The organism is Stieleria magnilauensis (genome assembly GCA_007753675.1).
GTDB classification, from domain to species: domain Bacteria; phylum Planctomycetota; class Planctomycetia; order Pirellulales; family Pirellulaceae; genus Stieleria; species Stieleria magnilauensis.
Genome location: CP036432.1, coordinates 3,357,294 through 3,372,611 on the forward strand (window position 1 = coordinate 3,357,294; position 15,318 = coordinate 3,372,611).

General features: G+C 59.4%; 13 protein-coding genes and 1 riboswitch. Of the genes, 8 read left to right on the plus strand and 5 right to left on the minus strand.

Annotated elements, in window-relative coordinates:
* Window positions 1-19: 19 nt before the first annotated feature.
* Entirely contained in the window at window positions 20-613 is a 594-nt protein-coding gene (locus TBK1r_RS11790) for a histidine phosphatase family protein (RefSeq protein ID WP_145210445.1), read from the minus strand.
* Window positions 610-1,299: a ribulose-phosphate 3-epimerase gene (gene rpe / locus TBK1r_RS11795; protein ID WP_145210448.1), complete on the minus strand. Its 690-nt coding sequence runs from the start codon at window positions 1,297-1,299 to the stop codon at window positions 610-612. Before rpe ends, TBK1r_RS11790 begins: the two co-directional genes overlap by 4 nt.
* 457 nt (window positions 1,300-1,756) lie before the next feature.
* Here rpe and TBK1r_RS11800 point away from each other — a divergent pair, with 457 nt between their 5' ends.
* The 3 genes from TBK1r_RS11800 to TBK1r_RS11810 are packed head-to-tail and all read left to right on the plus strand — an operon-like array spanning window position 1,757 to window position 6,760.
* Window positions 1,757-2,842, plus strand: coding sequence for an SDR family oxidoreductase (locus TBK1r_RS11800; protein WP_145210450.1), 1,086 nt, complete (start codon window positions 1,757-1,759; stop codon window positions 2,840-2,842).
* A 45-nt stretch (window positions 2,843-2,887) separates the two neighbouring features.
* Window positions 2,888-5,956, plus strand: a complete 3,069-nt coding sequence (locus TBK1r_RS11805; protein WP_145210453.1) for a hypothetical protein — start codon at window positions 2,888-2,890, stop codon at window positions 5,954-5,956.
* Window positions 5,957-5,971: 15 nt separating this feature from the next.
* Window positions 5,972-6,760 carry a hypothetical protein gene (locus TBK1r_RS11810; protein WP_145210456.1) on the plus strand — a complete coding sequence of 263 codons (789 nt, stop codon included), beginning with the start codon at window positions 5,972-5,974 and terminating at the stop codon, window positions 6,758-6,760.
* Between the two features lie 81 nt (window positions 6,761-6,841).
* On the opposite strand, the gene TBK1r_RS11815 is transcribed toward TBK1r_RS11810, so the two are convergent.
* Together TBK1r_RS11815 and TBK1r_RS11820 are read right to left on the minus strand one after the other, a co-directional pair.
* Window positions 6,842-7,432 (minus strand): hypothetical protein, encoded by a 591-nt coding sequence (locus TBK1r_RS11815; RefSeq protein ID WP_145210459.1) that lies wholly within the window; start codon window positions 7,430-7,432, stop codon window positions 6,842-6,844.
* The gene (locus TBK1r_RS11820; RefSeq protein WP_419581256.1) at window positions 7,432-7,824 is read right to left on the minus strand and encodes a DUF4112 domain-containing protein; all 393 of its coding nucleotides are present in this window, start codon (window positions 7,822-7,824) and stop codon (window positions 7,432-7,434) included. Before TBK1r_RS11820 ends, TBK1r_RS11815 begins: the two co-directional genes overlap by 1 nt.
* 111 nt (window positions 7,825-7,935) lie before the next feature.
* On the opposite strand from TBK1r_RS11820, the gene TBK1r_RS11825 reads away from it, so the two are divergent.
* From TBK1r_RS11825 to TBK1r_RS11840, 4 genes are all read left to right on the plus strand, one after another.
* A complete protein-coding gene (locus TBK1r_RS11825) occupies window positions 7,936-9,033 on the plus strand; it encodes an exonuclease/endonuclease/phosphatase family protein (protein ID WP_145210462.1) in 1,098 nt (365 codons plus the stop codon).
* 427 nt (window positions 9,034-9,460) lie between these two features.
* Window positions 9,461-9,553, plus strand: a riboswitch (cyclic di-GMP riboswitch).
* A 58-nt stretch (window positions 9,554-9,611) separates the two neighbouring features.
* Window positions 9,612-10,256 (plus strand): hypothetical protein, encoded by a 645-nt coding sequence (locus TBK1r_RS11830; protein WP_145210465.1) that lies wholly within the window; start codon window positions 9,612-9,614, stop codon window positions 10,254-10,256.
* Window positions 10,257-10,319: 63 nt separating this feature from the next.
* Window positions 10,320-11,513: a TadG family pilus assembly protein gene (locus tag TBK1r_RS11835; protein WP_145210468.1), complete on the plus strand. Its 1,194-nt coding sequence runs from the start codon at window positions 10,320-10,322 to the stop codon at window positions 11,511-11,513.
* A 132-nt stretch (window positions 11,514-11,645) separates the two neighbouring features.
* Entirely contained in the window at window positions 11,646-12,062 is a 417-nt protein-coding gene (locus TBK1r_RS11840) for a TadE/TadG family type IV pilus assembly protein (protein WP_419581257.1), read from the plus strand.
* A gap of 207 nt (window positions 12,063-12,269) precedes the next feature.
* Here TBK1r_RS11840 and TBK1r_RS11845 read toward each other — a convergent pair whose 3' ends face one another.
* The gene (locus TBK1r_RS11845) at window positions 12,270-13,709 is read right to left on the minus strand and encodes a RecQ family ATP-dependent DNA helicase (RefSeq protein WP_145210474.1); all 1,440 of its coding nucleotides are present in this window, start codon (window positions 13,707-13,709) and stop codon (window positions 12,270-12,272) included.
* Between the two features lie 136 nt (window positions 13,710-13,845).
* Between TBK1r_RS11845 and TBK1r_RS11850 the strand changes: the two genes are divergently transcribed.
* Entirely contained in the window at window positions 13,846-15,114 is a 1,269-nt protein-coding gene (locus TBK1r_RS11850; RefSeq protein ID WP_419581258.1) for a GspE/PulE family protein, read from the plus strand.
* Window positions 15,115-15,318: the final 204 nt, after the last annotated feature.

Consider the following 15,318-nt stretch of genomic DNA (forward strand, 5'->3'; position numbering starts at 1 on the left):
TTGGCATGCACAGCCCGCCTTACATTTCGGTTTCGATCATCGACCAGGATGCCGAGTCGGTTTCGCTCTTCCAGACGCTGGCCAGGTCTTCACCGCTGAGCTGACACTGGACGACCGACGCCAGCGGTTCGGGGATCACCATGGCGACGACGTGGTCGCGTCCTTTTTTCAGGCACTTTCGCAGCGCCTTTTCGACACGTGCCTTGGCCCCGGCGACGGGCTCACCGCCGGGCGGACAAAACTCGTCCGGCCGCTCGACCCCTTGGCGATAGACCTTGGGATGATTGCGACGCACTTCGTCGATCAGCTTTCCGTGCCACAGGCCATGATCGAGGTTCTTGAAGGCATCGATAATCTTGACTTTGACTTCACGCCCGGCCGCCCGCTGTTCGTCTGCGAGCCGTTTGGCGGTCTCGCGTGCCGATTCACAGGGAGACGAATAAATCGTCTTCACGCTGACGCTGGCGAGCTCCTTGGCCAACGACGCGGCTTGTTCGGCACCACGGCTGCTCAATGGCATGTCCAGACAACCCTTCATGCGGCCCTGGTCATCGAAATCGGTCGCGCCGGGGCGAATCAACAACACTCGGGTCAACGTTGCGGAACGAATCATGAGACCCCTCCCGCGATTTCGGCATCCAACGCCGCGATCGCCGCGGCGTAGTCGTCTTGCTTGAAGATCGCCGATCCGACGACGAACAGATCGCAACCGGCCGCTCGGGCTGCCCCGATCGTCTCTAAATTGATGCCGCCATCGATTTCCAGCAACAGATCCGGATGGGATTGTTTCAACGCGGCCAGCTTTTCCAGGGCGACCGGATTAAACGCTTGTCCGCCAAAGCCTGCGTTGACACTCATCACCAAGACCATGTCGACATCATCCAGGCATCCATCCAACGCCGACAGATCGGTGTCGGGGTTCAAGGCCACCCCCACGGCCGCTCCCATCGAGCGAATTTCGCGGGCCACCTCGCCTGCATCCTCGACCGCTTCGACATGAAACGTCAGCAGGTCCGCACCGGCGTCGACCATCGGCTGGGCATACCGCAACGGATCGCTGATCATCAGATGGACGTCCATCGGAAGATCGCTGTGTCGACGAATGCCTTCGACGATCGGCATGCCGTACGTCAAATTGGGCACGAAATGGCCGTCCATCACGTCCAAGTGCAACACCTGCGTCCCGGCATCTTCCAGTCGCGCCAGTTCGGTTTTTAAATCGCCGAAGTCGCACAGCAGTAGACTCGGCAAGACACTCGGTCCGGCGTTGCGTATTAACTCAAGCTTGTCTTGCGACATGCAGTTCTCTCATCAGATTCGGAAGAGCAGACCCAGCGTCGATTCGAGACTCGAATCTGTCGCAACAGGTTGCCCTAGAAACGACACCAGGGAAGTCATATCTATCGTTGCACCGAGACTCCAAAGCGTGGCTCCAAAGAGTGACACCGGGGTCTCGCGATCGATCTGCTCCAAATTGGTGATCGACAGGGTGGTCAAAACACAGGTCAGTTGTCAATTCACCTGCTTGGAAAGGTTTCGTTGGATTTAGCCCCTCTTACCTCATTTTTGCCGATTTTCAGCGATGCGAGCAAATCCAAGGGGCCTTTAAGGGAACCTAAATTCACATTAAAAAACATTTCTCTGGCAGCCCCAGAACCCGGAATATCCTCCCGTCGCCGACGGCGGCCAAAAGTCGCCGCCGCGGCGGCTCCCCAACCGACCATTGAACCGCAAACCCCAGCCACTCAATCACACCATGCGAGTCTTCGTCACCGGAGGGACCGGACTACTGGGAAACACCGTGATCCGCCAACTCAGCGAGCGCGGCGATGCCGTCCTGGCGTTGGTCCGCAGTGAACCGGACGCCGAAGTCTTTGCAGGCTTGGACGTCGAACTGGTCCACAGTCCACTGGTGCCGCCGACGAGCCAATCCGACGGCCGACCCGAGGGCGAAACCATTGGCGAATCCGCTGGCGCCTCAACTGCCGATCCGACGAACGACCCGGTCGATCAAGCCATCGCCGAGTGCGATGCGGTCGTCCACGCCGCCGCGATGATTCATTTGGGTTGGCACCAGATGGACCAATCGATGCAGGTCAACCGCGAAGGCACGCGCCGTATCGTCCAGTCCTGTGTCCGGCACGCCAAGAGACTCGCAGCCATCGGAACCGTCAACGCGATCGCGCTCGGATCACCCCACACGATCGCCGACGAAACGACGCCCTTGGAACACGCCGGAGGACAGATCCCATGTGCCTATGTCCAAAGCAAACGCGCGTCGGTCGATGTGGTTCGTCAGGCGATCCCCGAGGGACTGGAAACCGTGATCCTGCATCCGGGATTCATGCTCGGGCCGTGGGACTGGAAACCCAGTAGCGGGCGGATGATGTTGGAAGTCGGATCGGGCTGGAAGCCGATCGCTCCCTCGGGTGGCTGCAGCTTGTGTGATTCCCGCGATGTCGCCGCCGGGGTGATCGCGGCGCTCGACGCCGATTGCCCCAACGGTCGCGAATATATTCTCGCCGGGCACAATTGGAGCTATGAAAAACTGTGGACCGAAATGGCCAAGCGGATGGGGACACGCCCCCCGATCCGGTCGGCCGGCCCCGGAATCGAGTACCTGGCCGGGCTGGCCGGCGACTTCTGGGGACGTGTGACGGGCCGGGAACCCGACTTCAACAGCGCCGGGGTGAGAATGAGCAGTCAATACCATTGGTATTCCAGCCGCCGCGCCGAGACCGAGTTGGGGTATCGGATTCGCGACGCCCAGGAGACGCTCGACGCGGCCGCTGAGTGGATTCGTGACCGATTCGTCTTGCCGAGCAAGGCCGTTGCGAGCTAGTCTCCGACCAGTCTTGCTCCTCCACTCTCGCGACTTTCACCTGTCATGATCGGACACGGATGTCCTCCCGCATTCCGCAATGCGCACCGCTCTGCTGCGTTCGCCTTCGCGGCGAGCGTCACACTGGCGGTCGTGTGGACGGCGCTGGCGACGGAGTGTATCGCGCAAACGCCGACAGAGGCGTTCAAGGAAACCTCGATCGAGACATCGACGGTTGGAGCCACTGATTCAAGCCCAGCGTCAAGCACCTCTGCGGCAAACACGCCCAGTGACGTGTCGGCGAATGATCCGCCCAACCGCCCGCGGCCGGATCTGGCGACTGGTCCATTCGCGTTTCATTCGACCAACCCCGCTTGGCCGTTGGTCGATGCCGACGACGAACATCAACTTTCGGTCAAGATCCGATCGTTACCACAATACGCCGATCGCGAGCTGACACTCCATTACAAGCTGATCCGTGTCGAAGACGGTGCGGTGGTCGGCCGCGAACAGACCGATCTTCGGCTCAGCCCCTCGGGTGACTCCGAGGCAATCGCGATCGCGGCTTCCTCGCCCGACCGACCAGGTGTCTACGAAATCCGTTGCCGGCTGAGCGAAAAATCCGACCGCATCTGGTCGCGTTTGACACGTTCGCCGAACCAACTCGCGTCGGTGCAGACGCCCTGGATGGTTTTTCAAGACCCGACCGATCAGGACGTCGAATCCATCACCTGGCGACGAATCGGCCCCATCGAGCCGATGGATCCGTCCGATTGGCAGCGACCGGCCTGGATGCCCAACGGGGCGACCAAATTGGTCCCGAACGTTAAACGCGTCAGCGAATCACTGACCCTCTCGCCGCGGCGCAACGCCTCGCGCGACCCGTCGCATGAACTCGCCCCCGGCCAGTCCATGGTCGGATTTCTGGGCGAACGGCAACCGCATCAACCGTATCAACTGTCCATCACGTTGACCGAATCGACACTCGACGCGGCCCCCAAAACCGCTCGCATCGAATTCGCGAGCACGCCCGAATTCCATTCCGTCACGCGCACCTTGACGCTGCCCTTCGGTCGTCCCATGGATGTGTCCTCGGACGGACTTCCCGCCGTCGTCACCCATCAACTCTTGCACTTCGCGCACGACGGCCATGAGTTCGTCCGGATCACCAACCCATCCGGCGACCAACCGATTTCCATCGAATCGCTGGTTCTGGACGAACCCGTTTTTGACGAATCCGTTTTGGACGAACACACGACGTCACGCCACGTCACCCTGCGGGTTGATTCGCCCGATTGGATGACCGACCTGAACACGGATTACATGGCCCAAGTCGCGCAAGGTGATTACGCCGAATCCACCGCACTGATGTTCTACTTGTGGAAAGCCACCTCGCGGCTGAGCACCCACGCCGCTTGGTGTGGCTACGATGAAGTCTCCGTTGCGATCGATCCACGAGCATGGATTGCCACCCCAACATCAGCACAGGCCAACGCGGCTCCAGGTCCGCTGTGGCTCGGCGACTACATCGAAGCGGCGATCACGGCTTGGTCCGCGTCCGGTTCGGTACGGGTGACCCCACGTCGGCCAGGCCGGCCAAACTTGGACGAAGCGGCACACCCGGGGCGGCTGTTGCATCTGGAAACCGGAGCGATCGACGGACAAGCCTCGATGAAGACATCGTTGCGATTCCTGGATTCGTGTGTCCAGAGTCCCGCTCAAGGCGTTTCGATTCCGGCCAGGGAATTGCCGCTCGCACTGGAGCGGTCGTTTCGCGAAACGATTCATCACTACCGGCAAACGCCGCTCGATGCCACACCGGTGTCTTCATCAGCTGATCTCGATTCGGACTACGTGCATGTGTTGGTGCCCCAAACCTCCCCTGCTCCAACGCCCGACCAAGCCCCAACGTCTGACCAAGCCACAACGGCCGATCAACCATCACCGATCCGACTCACCGTGATCAACACGGCGCCGTGGACCAGTCAGGTCAAACTGCAATTTTCCACGCAGCAGATCGCCGATTGCAGCCTGCTCCGCGCCGACGACACCAACGCGATTGTCCAGCCGACCGGCGTCGCCGACACACGTTTGCTGACCGTCGCTCCGACATCCATCGTCCGGCTACAAGTCCGCGGCGAAACCGATCCGATTCGATTGGTCGCTTGGCAGGGCAACATGGTCGGCGGAGCGGAAACACTGAAGCGGCTCAAAGCGCACGTCGGTGAAGTCGTCGGCAAAATCGGCACCCTCGCGTTGCCCGACGATTACATCGAATTGACCAACGGCGGATTCGAGATCGAAGGCCAAGTCGGCATCGTCGGCTGGATGCACACGCAGTTCCCCGCCGACGCCGTCACGCTCGATTCCAGCGAATCCATCGAGGGATCCCATTCGATCCGCATGACAGCCGACACCGCGTCGGCTGGCCGCATCTGGTTGGTCAGCGAACCCATTCCGGTGCCGCGCTCGGGCCGGCTGGCCGTCTCGTTTGCCATCCGTGCAAATAAAAAGACTGCCGAAGCGGATCCCAACGCATCGCCGATCTTGAAAACCAGTGCAGCGACGGCTCCGCACAAAGAAATACCTCGACACCGCGTTCGCGTTTCACTGGAGGGGAATCGATTGGGGAAACCCGTTCGCATCTCAACCGAATTCCAGGTTCCCTGTGACGGACACTGGCAACCGCGGCATGTCGTCTTGGAAGCCGAACAAATCCACCGCGAAGAAATGGAATCCGTTCGATTGACGATCGACAGCCTCTCGCCGGGAAGAATTTGGATCGATGATGTCCATCTGCACGACCGGTTTCCGACCGGGGCCGAGCGAACCGCGTTACAGGACAAAGCCTTCCTGGCCATCCAAGGTCTGCAACGCGGAAACTTGAAACCAGCTGCCGGACTGCTAAATAATGGGTGGTCGCGATACCTGATGGCTCGATCCCATCAGCGGGGCACCCCTCCATCGGACTCTGCGACGGGGAACTCTTCGCCGGCGGCCGGCGTCGTCCATCATTCCGGAACGGTTCCGCCCCCCACCGCGGGTCACGCCGATACCATGGCGGAACCCCACCCGAAACGCGAAAGCGTCGCCGATCGACTGCGTGACTGGTTACCGAAGCCGATTCGATTCTAAAGAGGGAGACTGTTTATGTGGATGCGACTGATCAAACGAATGCTGTTGGTCGGCGCATTACTCGTCGCCTCACTCGGTGCCACTGCGTTTTGGGCTCACCGCGAAACCAAAAAGGTGCCCGAATTTTACGAGCGTGCCATCGCCGCCCCGCCACCGCAAGACGTCGCCGAGTCGGTCGAACAAATCGAATCCGACGTGCAGAAACTGCAAGACGATGTTGCCCAACCCGGCCTGTGGCAAGCCCAGTTTGCCGCCGAACAAATCAACGCCTGGCTGATCGATCAACTTCCCAAGCGATTCCCCACACTGGAAGCCAAAGGGCTGCAAGAGCCTCGTGTGATGATTCAAGACGGACTGTTGATGGCCGCCGCTCGATTCAAGGACCAGCGTCTCGACGCCGTTCTGTCATGCGAGCTAAGTGTCCAATTGACCGACCAACCCAACCGTCTGGCCGTCTCGATCAAGCAAATCCGCGCCGGGGCGTTGCCGCTGCCACTGTCTCAATTCAAAGATCGCATCAAGTTGATCGCATCAAAGACAAACCTGAACTTGCAATGGGACACTCAGGACGGTGAATCGATCGCACTGATCGACGTCCCCGACCAGTATCCGGGGCACATGGACGGATCGGTGATCATCGAATCGATCGAACTCGCCGACCAATACCTCACCGTCACCGGACAAACCGGTGACGTGCAATCGTCAACGTTCACGCCCCAAGGGGAGATCTACAAGCTCGCTCAGCTGGACGACGAACCGGAATCCGAGACTCTCTCTGACACCAGTTCATCTCGCGGCTTGTAAGCCGGCATCGACGATGCTGTCGAGGTTCGGTCCGGCATCGACGAGCACCCTCAGCCCCTCCCTGTGATCGCTCTCTCTTCGCTAAGTGTCCCGCTCGCAGAACAGGGTCGCCGTCCACGCGTGACACGACTCTGACGCCTCTCCATCCGCCCGCGAGAATCGAGCCACGACCCGGGCGTCGACGCCTGGGTCGTGGCGCCAATCGACCGGAGAACCTCCAGCCGGCGGACTCGTCCATTGCAGCCGAGCTTCGAAGCAGGACGCCGTCTGGCGAATCAGTTCGTATCGTCCCCTGGCAAGTTGCCGGACCGATCCGCGGCCAGCCCCGATGTCACCTTCGAAATCCAAATAGCGCTCGCGATGATCGGCCAACCGCAGCGCCGGCGTGATGATGCGATCCATCCAACTCGCTGGCGGCTTGTCCAACTCGGGCAAGGGGTCGGTCGCCCACGTCCATAACGTTGCAGCCGACTTCGATGGGTGTTCGAGATGGTCCGCGCATGCATCACCCGCCCGCCCGCTCGATCGATCACCCGGTGGCTGGAACAACCAATCCCAATGCACCGGTCCCGCCGCGACGCGGCTCCCATCGGAGAGTTGCTGCCTGGCGAAACCGTGGCCGACCGCGTGAATCAGAATCGTGAACCGCGGCAAGGTGTCGATCGATTGCATCAGGGATCGGCCACTCGCTTCTGGAGATGTTTTTCCAATAGAACGGCGTTGCGCCGATTGGATTTCCAATACCAATCAAACAGGTCACCGGCGATCGGCACGGCCCCAAGTGTCGCGTCGATCAAGACGTTGCCGCACATGCGGATCAACACGCCCGTCGACGCCTTCATGCGAAACGCTTCGCCGATCAACCAGAGCCCGACCACCGCGGTGGCCGCATCGCCCACCCCCGGCAGAAGTCCCACCAACGTGTCCAACCCAAATCGGATGCGGGTTCCGGGCAATGCAAATTTGTCATCCATCAATCCGGCGAACGTGCGGACCCGCGCCAGACGCCGCTCCACGTCTTTCCATTGCGACATCTCACGCACTCCCGGTTGTCGTATTGCCATTGCCCAAGACACCCAAGTTTACCTATAGCCACCTAAAACAATCGAGAGGGTGATCAACGTCAGCCCCGGCCACCACGGTTGGGCCCAGCAACGTTCGGCAAGGAGGCCGAGGTGGGGATCTTTTCCAAACGTCGAAGAAAAAGCTCCTTCAGTAGCACAAGTTCGCTGCTCCGCTGGTTCGGTCCGGGCGCGACCACACTCGGATTGCTTTACGCGCTCTACATGATGCTGACCGGCGGGCTGAGTTTTTCATCACTTGACGGATTGCTCGGACCGGATCCGGAGACGGCCTTTCGCGGCGAAACCATTTCGCTGGGCGACCGAACCGAACGTCCGCCCGATCGCATTCGCATCGCGACCTTCAATATTGAACACTTCGCGGACAAAAAATCCAGCATCCGAACAAACGAAGACGGCGTCGATGTGTTGGGAACGATCGCCAAGATCGTCAGCACGTTCGATGTCGTGGCGATCCAAGAACTACAGGGAGCCGACGGCATCGCCCTGCAACGACTGGTCGGACTGTTGAACGAATCGGGAGGCAACTTCGCCGCGACGATGAGCGACCCGATCGGCGAAGCCTACCTGGAATCGTACGCCTTTGTTTGGGATCGGTCACGGATCAACCTGGTGCCCGGATCCGCCTATGTGGTGCAGGATCCCGGCAAACGCATGTATCGCGAACCGATGGTGGCGACATTCGAAACCGTGGTCCCCAAAGAGAGCCCCCAGCGGCCGTTTCGATTCACGATGATCAACGTCCACACCAAACCCGACCGCGTCGATCCCGCCGATCAGGAGAGCGAAATCAACGTGCTGGCCGACGTCTTTCAACGCGTCCGCGAATATGAGTTTCAACAGTACTCCGAAGACGACTTCATCTTGCTGGGCGATCTCAACGTCAGTGAAAAGAACCTCGGACAGCTGAAATTGATCCCCGGCGTGCTCTCCCTGGCGGCCGACATTCAAACCAACATCAATCGCACCAAAACCAACGATCACATCCTGATCGACAGCAGCGTGACCGCCGAATACTCGGGGCGACTCGGCGTGATCGATTTGAAGGCCGACCTGGGCCTGACCGAAAAACAGGCCAATGCGATCAGCGATCACATTCCTTTGTGGGCCGAGTTCAATCTCTACGAACAGCCCCCCGCCACTCGAGCGACCGCCACGGCCAGTGGCCCCGGAACGCGATTGATTCAGTAGTGCTCCGTCAACTCTTAGATTTGGGGGTGCCGCGGAAAAGGGGTCCGGTACGAATGGCACGGGCATACGTGTTGGTGTGCAGGCTTTAGCCGCCCACTGTCGCTGCGTCGCAGCGACCGGAAATCGCCCAAAGGCTAAACACCAACGGTTACCCAATCCGTTGTTCCTTGAGTTCGTGCCATTCGGGTCAGGTACCAAGAATGCAGAGCACCACAACCCTGGGTCACTACCACCCGAGAACCGGGTTGGCCATCCACAAAATTGAGGGCATTCCCTCAGCGTGGCCCGACAATCGCCACGACCCTCATGACGTGCAGGGGGGAATGCCTCATCACGGCCCATACATATGGGGAAACTCAAGTTTTCGGGCGCGAATCGACATAGCGTTTCAATGCCAAATCAGCTCGAACGGTTCCCCCTTTCAAAGCCCTCGAAACGGCAAACCACGTGTAAGCGTGGGACGCAAAGTCATGGGTCCGGCCTGCTTCACTCGAAGCGTTCGGATCGCCAGACCACCGAAGGGGATTGCCAAGCTCGGCTGCGGCATCTTTTCTGCCTCGTCAATTTAGGGAACCAAAATGTCACACGCATTGAACCGATTCGGCGCCGTTCGCGCCACTTTGATTGCGGGGGGATTGTGTTTGTTCGCGTCGCTGCCCGGCATCGCGACGGCAATCGAACCCGTCCTGTTCATGGTCGAAGAGGATTGGGAACTGACGATCAACGAACCCGACGTCAAAATCAACTCACCCCAGGTCGCGTTCTTTCTCTATCCCGACGCGGACCACGCCGATTGCTATTTCCAGCTGCAGATGAACTACGCCGCCGATGACGGCTACTCCAGTGGCGGTTTCCACGTCGGAGCCTTCTGTAACGAAACGCTCGTCGACGAAGAGCGAAGTCAGATTCAAGAGACGCTGTACTGCGACAACGATCGGATCGAATGGACCAGTGCGATGGCTGTCTTCAATGGCCAATTAATGTTCGCGGTCAAAGATGGACACAGCATGCAGTGGGGCCATTTCGGCGGTCCAGAATACCTGGTGCAAATGAATGACCAGGACCTCCACAGTCTCGATCATTACACGCCTGAAAAGAGCCTCGAGTCCGTGGACATCGGATTTGGGAAAAATCGAGTCGCCTCGATTCGACTCAAGACCGTCCGTTTGATCTACCTCAATGGTCACACCCAGACGATCCAGGTCAATCAATTCGCCCTGTAGCAGCGCCACGATGTGCACAAAACGTCGTGGATTGTCGATCTCATCATCTTCTCAGGTCATCTCATGTCTCAAATTTCACTCCAGCGCGACCGCGCTCACCAACCCGTGACTCGTTCAACCCTTCCGCCGCGCAAACGCCGATCGGCAAAACGTCGCAAAGGCTCGGCGCTCGTCTTCAGTGTGTTTTTGGTTGCCGGACTGTTAGTGGTCTCCGCGATTGCGATCGACTTTGGACACATCAACGTTTCCCGTTCGGAAGTCAAACGGACCGCCGACGCCGCCGCCATGTCCGCGTGTTGGGAACTGTTCGACGGTGTCACCCAGGGCCAGGATGCAACCACCGTCCAGTGCCAGATCAACGACGCCGCCGCAACGATCGCCTCCAAAAACATTGTCAGTTCACGGGCGCCGACGCTGAACCCCAATGCCGACATCGAAATCGGCTACTACAATCGCGATGAACCGGGGACCCTGGACACGTCCGACTCCTCGCGTTTCAATGCCGTCCGCGTTCACGTCCGACAGACCGAAGCGAACAACTCCGCCATCCCCTTGTTCTTTGGATCGGTCACCGGCCGCGCCGAACAGTCGTTACAGGCGCAGTCCACCGCTGCTTTGTTCAAGACCATTTCCGGGTTCCACACGCCCAGCGATGCGGGCGAGACGCTGGACATTCTGCCGATCGCCTTGGATCTGGAGACCTGGGAGCAGGTCGTCGCCAAGCAGACCGAGGATGTTTACTCGTACGCCAATGGACAGGTCACCAGCGGCAGCGACGGCTTTTATGAATGCTCGCTCTATCCGACCGGAACCGGATCGCCAGGCAACCGTGGCACCGTCGATATCGGAGGTAGCAACAACAGCACAAGCGACCTCAGCCGGCAAATTCTGCACGGCATCTCGACTCAAGATATGGCCGACCTCGGTCACTCGCTAGAATTCGATTCCAACGGCGAATTGGAACTCAACGGAGACACCGGAATCAGCGCGGGGATCAAAGACGAACTGGCAGCGATCATCGGCCAGCCCCGGATCATCCCCATCTTCACCAGCGTTCATGGCAACGGCAATAACGCGATGTACACGATCGTCCGTTTCGAAGGCATCCGCATCTTGAGCGTCAAGCTGACCGGTCCGATGAAGAAGAAACACCTGACGATTCAACCGGCTCCGATGGTGGCCCGATACTCGGTCTTCAAAGAAGCCCCCATCGAAGAGAGCGATTTCTTATTCACTCCCGTCATGCTTGTCGATTAAACAGCTCCCCCCGAGAGTGTTTCGGCGAATCCCGTTGCAGCCAGACGCGTTCGCAACGGGTTTTGATCTCGCCGACGCCCGATCGAGTACACAACTATGAAACGAAAGCATCATCCAACGCCAGTGATTCCAGTGAACCATCCTAACCGTCGAAGAAAGTCTCGTCGCGGTGCCGCGACCGTCGAATTTGCCCTGATCGTCCCCGTCATGCTGACCTTCACGTTCGGACTGATCGAGATGGGACGAATCAGCATGATCAAAGAAGCGGTCGTCCAAGCATCTCGCGAAGGGGCACGCGTCGGGATCCGCCCCACCGCGTCGATCGAAGACGTGCAGACGCGGGTCAACGAAGAGTTGGCGATCATGAATCTGACCAGTGCGAACGTGGTCATCACCCCCTCGTTCCTGGAAGAAGCGGAACCGGGAGACGACATCACCGTCCGGATCACGATCCCGATCAGTGAGGTCAGCTACGTCCCAGGATTCTTCGCCTTCGACGGTCTGGACATCGTTGCCGAAACCGTGATGCGGCGCGAAAGCACCGGCTGATCCCAGCGGGACGCGTCACGGCCTGTCGATTTAGTGAGCCGACGGCGCTAGCCGCGGGCCTAGTGGTGACGACGTTGCCGTTGGAGGCCCGTGGCTAGCGCCATCGGCTCACCATTGTTTCGATCGCGATTAAGTCGACAGGCCGGTCAGCGACCGGCGCGTCTGGAACGCACCACACGCGACACCGGCCGGCGCCGCGTGCCGACCTCACCCGGACGCCTCCGGATCGGCAAAGTAACGATTCAAGAACTGTTTGCGATCACCTTGTTCGGCCGCGAATTGAACCATCGCGTACAACCGCTGTTGATCGCGTCGCTTCTTTTCGGCCAATTGATCGTCGTCTTGGAACCGCGCCGGTAGCGGAGCACACACCTCAAAACACTGCGGCGGCCGCGGACCGGCGACCACCCCGTGGCGATCCAAGATGGAGATCGCCGTCGCAATCCGGTGGTCGTGTTTGCTGCGACGCTGCAACTGGGCATTCATCCATTCCAGCCCAAACGCCCTGCACTGCTCGCCGTGCTCGGCCATCAATTGATACAACCGCGTGTAGAAGGCGGCATCGGGATTGGACCATTCGATGAATTGCATCTGGGTCATCAAGTCCTCTTGCGCGTACAACCACACGCACCGACTCGGCTGCCCGTCGCGACCGGCACGTCCGATCTCTTGATAATAGGACTCGATCGAACCGGGGGTCTCCGCATGCACGACCATGCGGATGTCTTCCTTATCGATGCCCATGCCGAACGCGTTGGTCGCCAACACCAGATCGGCATCGCCGGACATGAATTCGTCCTGGACACGCCGGCGCTGGTTGCGTGGCAAATCGCCGTGGTAACAGACGTGATCAATTCCTTCGGACAGCAAGTGATCGCTGAAACGCTCCAGTGTTTTGATCAACGAAAAGTAAACGATGGCGCTGCCGGAGCGGTACTCGGGATCGCGAAGGATGTCGCGGAGCTGATTCAGTTTTTCTTCTTCGTCATAGACCGGGATCACATCCAAATGCAGGTTCGGGCGATCGATGCCTTGGTGAAACAGTTTGACTTGTGACGCATCGATGCCGATCTGGCGGTAAATGTCTCGGCGGCACTCGGCCGTCGCCGTCGCGGTCAACGCAAGCGTGGTGGGCTCACCGATCGACGCGCGGATTTCGGCCACCCGCGTGTAGTCGGGGCGAAAATCGTGTCCCCACTGGCTGACACAATGCGCTTCATCAATCGCCAACAGACGGACCGTCCGGCGTGACAGGGCCTCGCAGAAATCGTCTTTGCGAAAACGCTCCGGAGTGACAAACAGAATCTTGTACTGTCCTTGGGCCAAGGCTTCATAACGCGCCAACCGCGTTTCGCGATCCAACGATGAATTGATGAAACCGGCATCGATTCCCCGTCTCTGCAGCGAATCGACCTGGTCCTGCATCAACGCGATCAAGGGGGAAAGCACCAACACGATCGAGCGGTCATCGTCGACACTTGACAGTGCCGGAATCTGGTAACAGAGCGATTTTCCCATGCCGGTCGGCATCACGACCATGGCGTGCCCCCCCGCTAAAACGTGTTCGATGATCTCTGCCTGTCCGGGGCGAAAGTCATCGTAGCCGTAGAATCGGCGGAGGAGTTCCTTGGGGGGTGGCGCATTCATGCCACTATTTTTTCCCGCCCGAGCCGACTTGGGAACGGGGCAGGCGACCCTTTTTTGCGTTGCGCGCCGTTATCGTTCATATTATCCAACCGCTACTCATGACCGACTTCTCCGATTCTCCTGGAAGACCCGCAACGTGAACGATGATTCAGCGATCGATTTCGAAAATCTAGAAAAGCTGGAGGGTGAGACGGAGCTTGCACCACCTGAACTCTTCGCCGCCAACCTGATTGAATGGTCACTGGAGCGACACGCCAGCGATCTGTTTGTTTCGGACATCGATGGTGCCGTGCTGATTTCCGTCCGGCGACTGGGCCGGATCGAACCGGTTCGTAAACTCGCCCGCACCTACGGCCATCGGCTTCAAGGACACCTGCGTGTTTTGGCAGGCGCCGATGCGGGTGAATCCGTCCGCCCGGTCGAAGGCCGCGGCAACATCACCACGCCGGACGGATCCAAGGCACATCTTCGGCTCAGCAGCATCCCCACCCTGTACGGCCAAGACGTGGCGATTCGATTGTTCGATCCCGTGCGTGGCGCCCGACCGCTTGACCAACTGGGCATGGATTCCATCGACGTGGAATCGATCGAACATCTGATCGGGCAACGAAGCGGATTGATTCTTGTCACCGGTCCGGTCGCGAGCGGTAAAAGCAGCACACTTTACGCCATCATGAATGAGCTCAATGACGGATCAAGAAAAATCCACACCATTGAAGACCCCGTCGAGCATGCGCTCTCGGGCGTGATGCAATCACAAACCAATGCGCGACTCGGACTCGGGTTTGCCGAACTTTTGACGGTCGTGCTTCGGCACAGCCCCGATGTGATCATGATCGGCGAGATTCGTGATCGCCAAACGGCGGAAACCGCGATCCGAGCCGGGGCCAGCGGACAACTGGTGTTGGCAACGGTGCATTCGACGAGTACCGCCGAAGCGGTCGACATGATGCTGCAATACGATAGTGACCATGTCTTTCTAGCCAGCGCCCTGTCGGGCGTTATCAATCAACGTTTGGTCCGCCGACTCTGTCCGGTCTGCCGCAAACCGGCCGAAGGGTCCCATCCGACCGACGTCCCCGAGCGGATTCGAAGTCGCATGCAGGGGGCCGAAGCGTCGGTGTTCGTTCCGTTCGGTTGCCACCTCTGCTTCGAAGGCGGCTATGACCAACTGGTCGCCTTGCCGGAGATCATGGTGGTCGACACCGTGATCGAAGAAGCCATCGCCAAACGGGCCAGCGCCAGTGACCTGGAGGCGATCACGACCGATGACGGGATGCTGCGTCTGGCCGAAGTCGCCCACAGTTACGTCCTGCGTGGGCTGACGTCGCTCGACGAAATCAATCGCGCCGTGACCGACCCGCACCTGACCAGCCTGCAGCGTCGCTCGGAAAAGGCCGGCTGAACCCTGCCTGAGCCGAACAGGGTTCAGGCTGTAACTTGCCGAGCGAGGAAAGGATCAGCGATGAAAGGATCACTGAGCCCACCGGTAGCAGCGCGAGCCGACCGATGACAGCGTGCAATCAATCCGTGGGTTCGCGCTGCCATCGGTGAGTCTTATTTTCGAGCGTTCGCCCGGCAAGCCGCCAAAACTTTCGGCGGATTGTCA

What these genes read in the sequence shown, in the direction of transcription:
- rpe (WP_145210448.1), bottom strand. Translation starts at nt 1,299, where the DNA reads ATGTCGCAAGACAAGCTTGAGTTAATACGCAACGCCGGACCGAGTGTC.
- TBK1r_RS11805 (WP_145210453.1), top strand. Translation starts at nt 2,888, where the DNA reads ATGATCGGACACGGATGTCCTCCCGCATTCCGCAATGCGCACCGCTCT.
- TBK1r_RS11815 (WP_145210459.1), bottom strand. Translation starts at nt 7,432, where the DNA reads ATGCAATCGATCGACACCTTGCCGCGGTTCACGATTCTGATTCACGCG.
- TBK1r_RS11835 (WP_145210468.1), top strand. Translation starts at nt 10,320, where the DNA reads ATGTCTCAAATTTCACTCCAGCGCGACCGCGCTCACCAACCCGTGACT.
- TBK1r_RS11845 (WP_145210474.1), bottom strand. Translation starts at nt 13,709, where the DNA reads ATGAATGCGCCACCCCCCAAGGAACTCCTCCGCCGATTCTACGGCTAC.
- TBK1r_RS11820 (WP_419581256.1), bottom strand. Translation starts at nt 7,824, where the DNA reads ATGGCAATACGACAACCGGGAGTGCGTGAGATGTCGCAATGGAAAGAC.
- TBK1r_RS11810 (WP_145210456.1), top strand. Translation starts at nt 5,972, where the DNA reads ATGTGGATGCGACTGATCAAACGAATGCTGTTGGTCGGCGCATTACTC.
- TBK1r_RS11790 (WP_145210445.1), bottom strand. Translation starts at nt 613, where the DNA reads ATGATTCGTTCCGCAACGTTGACCCGAGTGTTGTTGATTCGCCCCGGC.
- TBK1r_RS11830 (WP_145210465.1), top strand. Translation starts at nt 9,612, where the DNA reads ATGTCACACGCATTGAACCGATTCGGCGCCGTTCGCGCCACTTTGATT.
- TBK1r_RS11800 (WP_145210450.1), top strand. Translation starts at nt 1,757, where the DNA reads ATGCGAGTCTTCGTCACCGGAGGGACCGGACTACTGGGAAACACCGTG.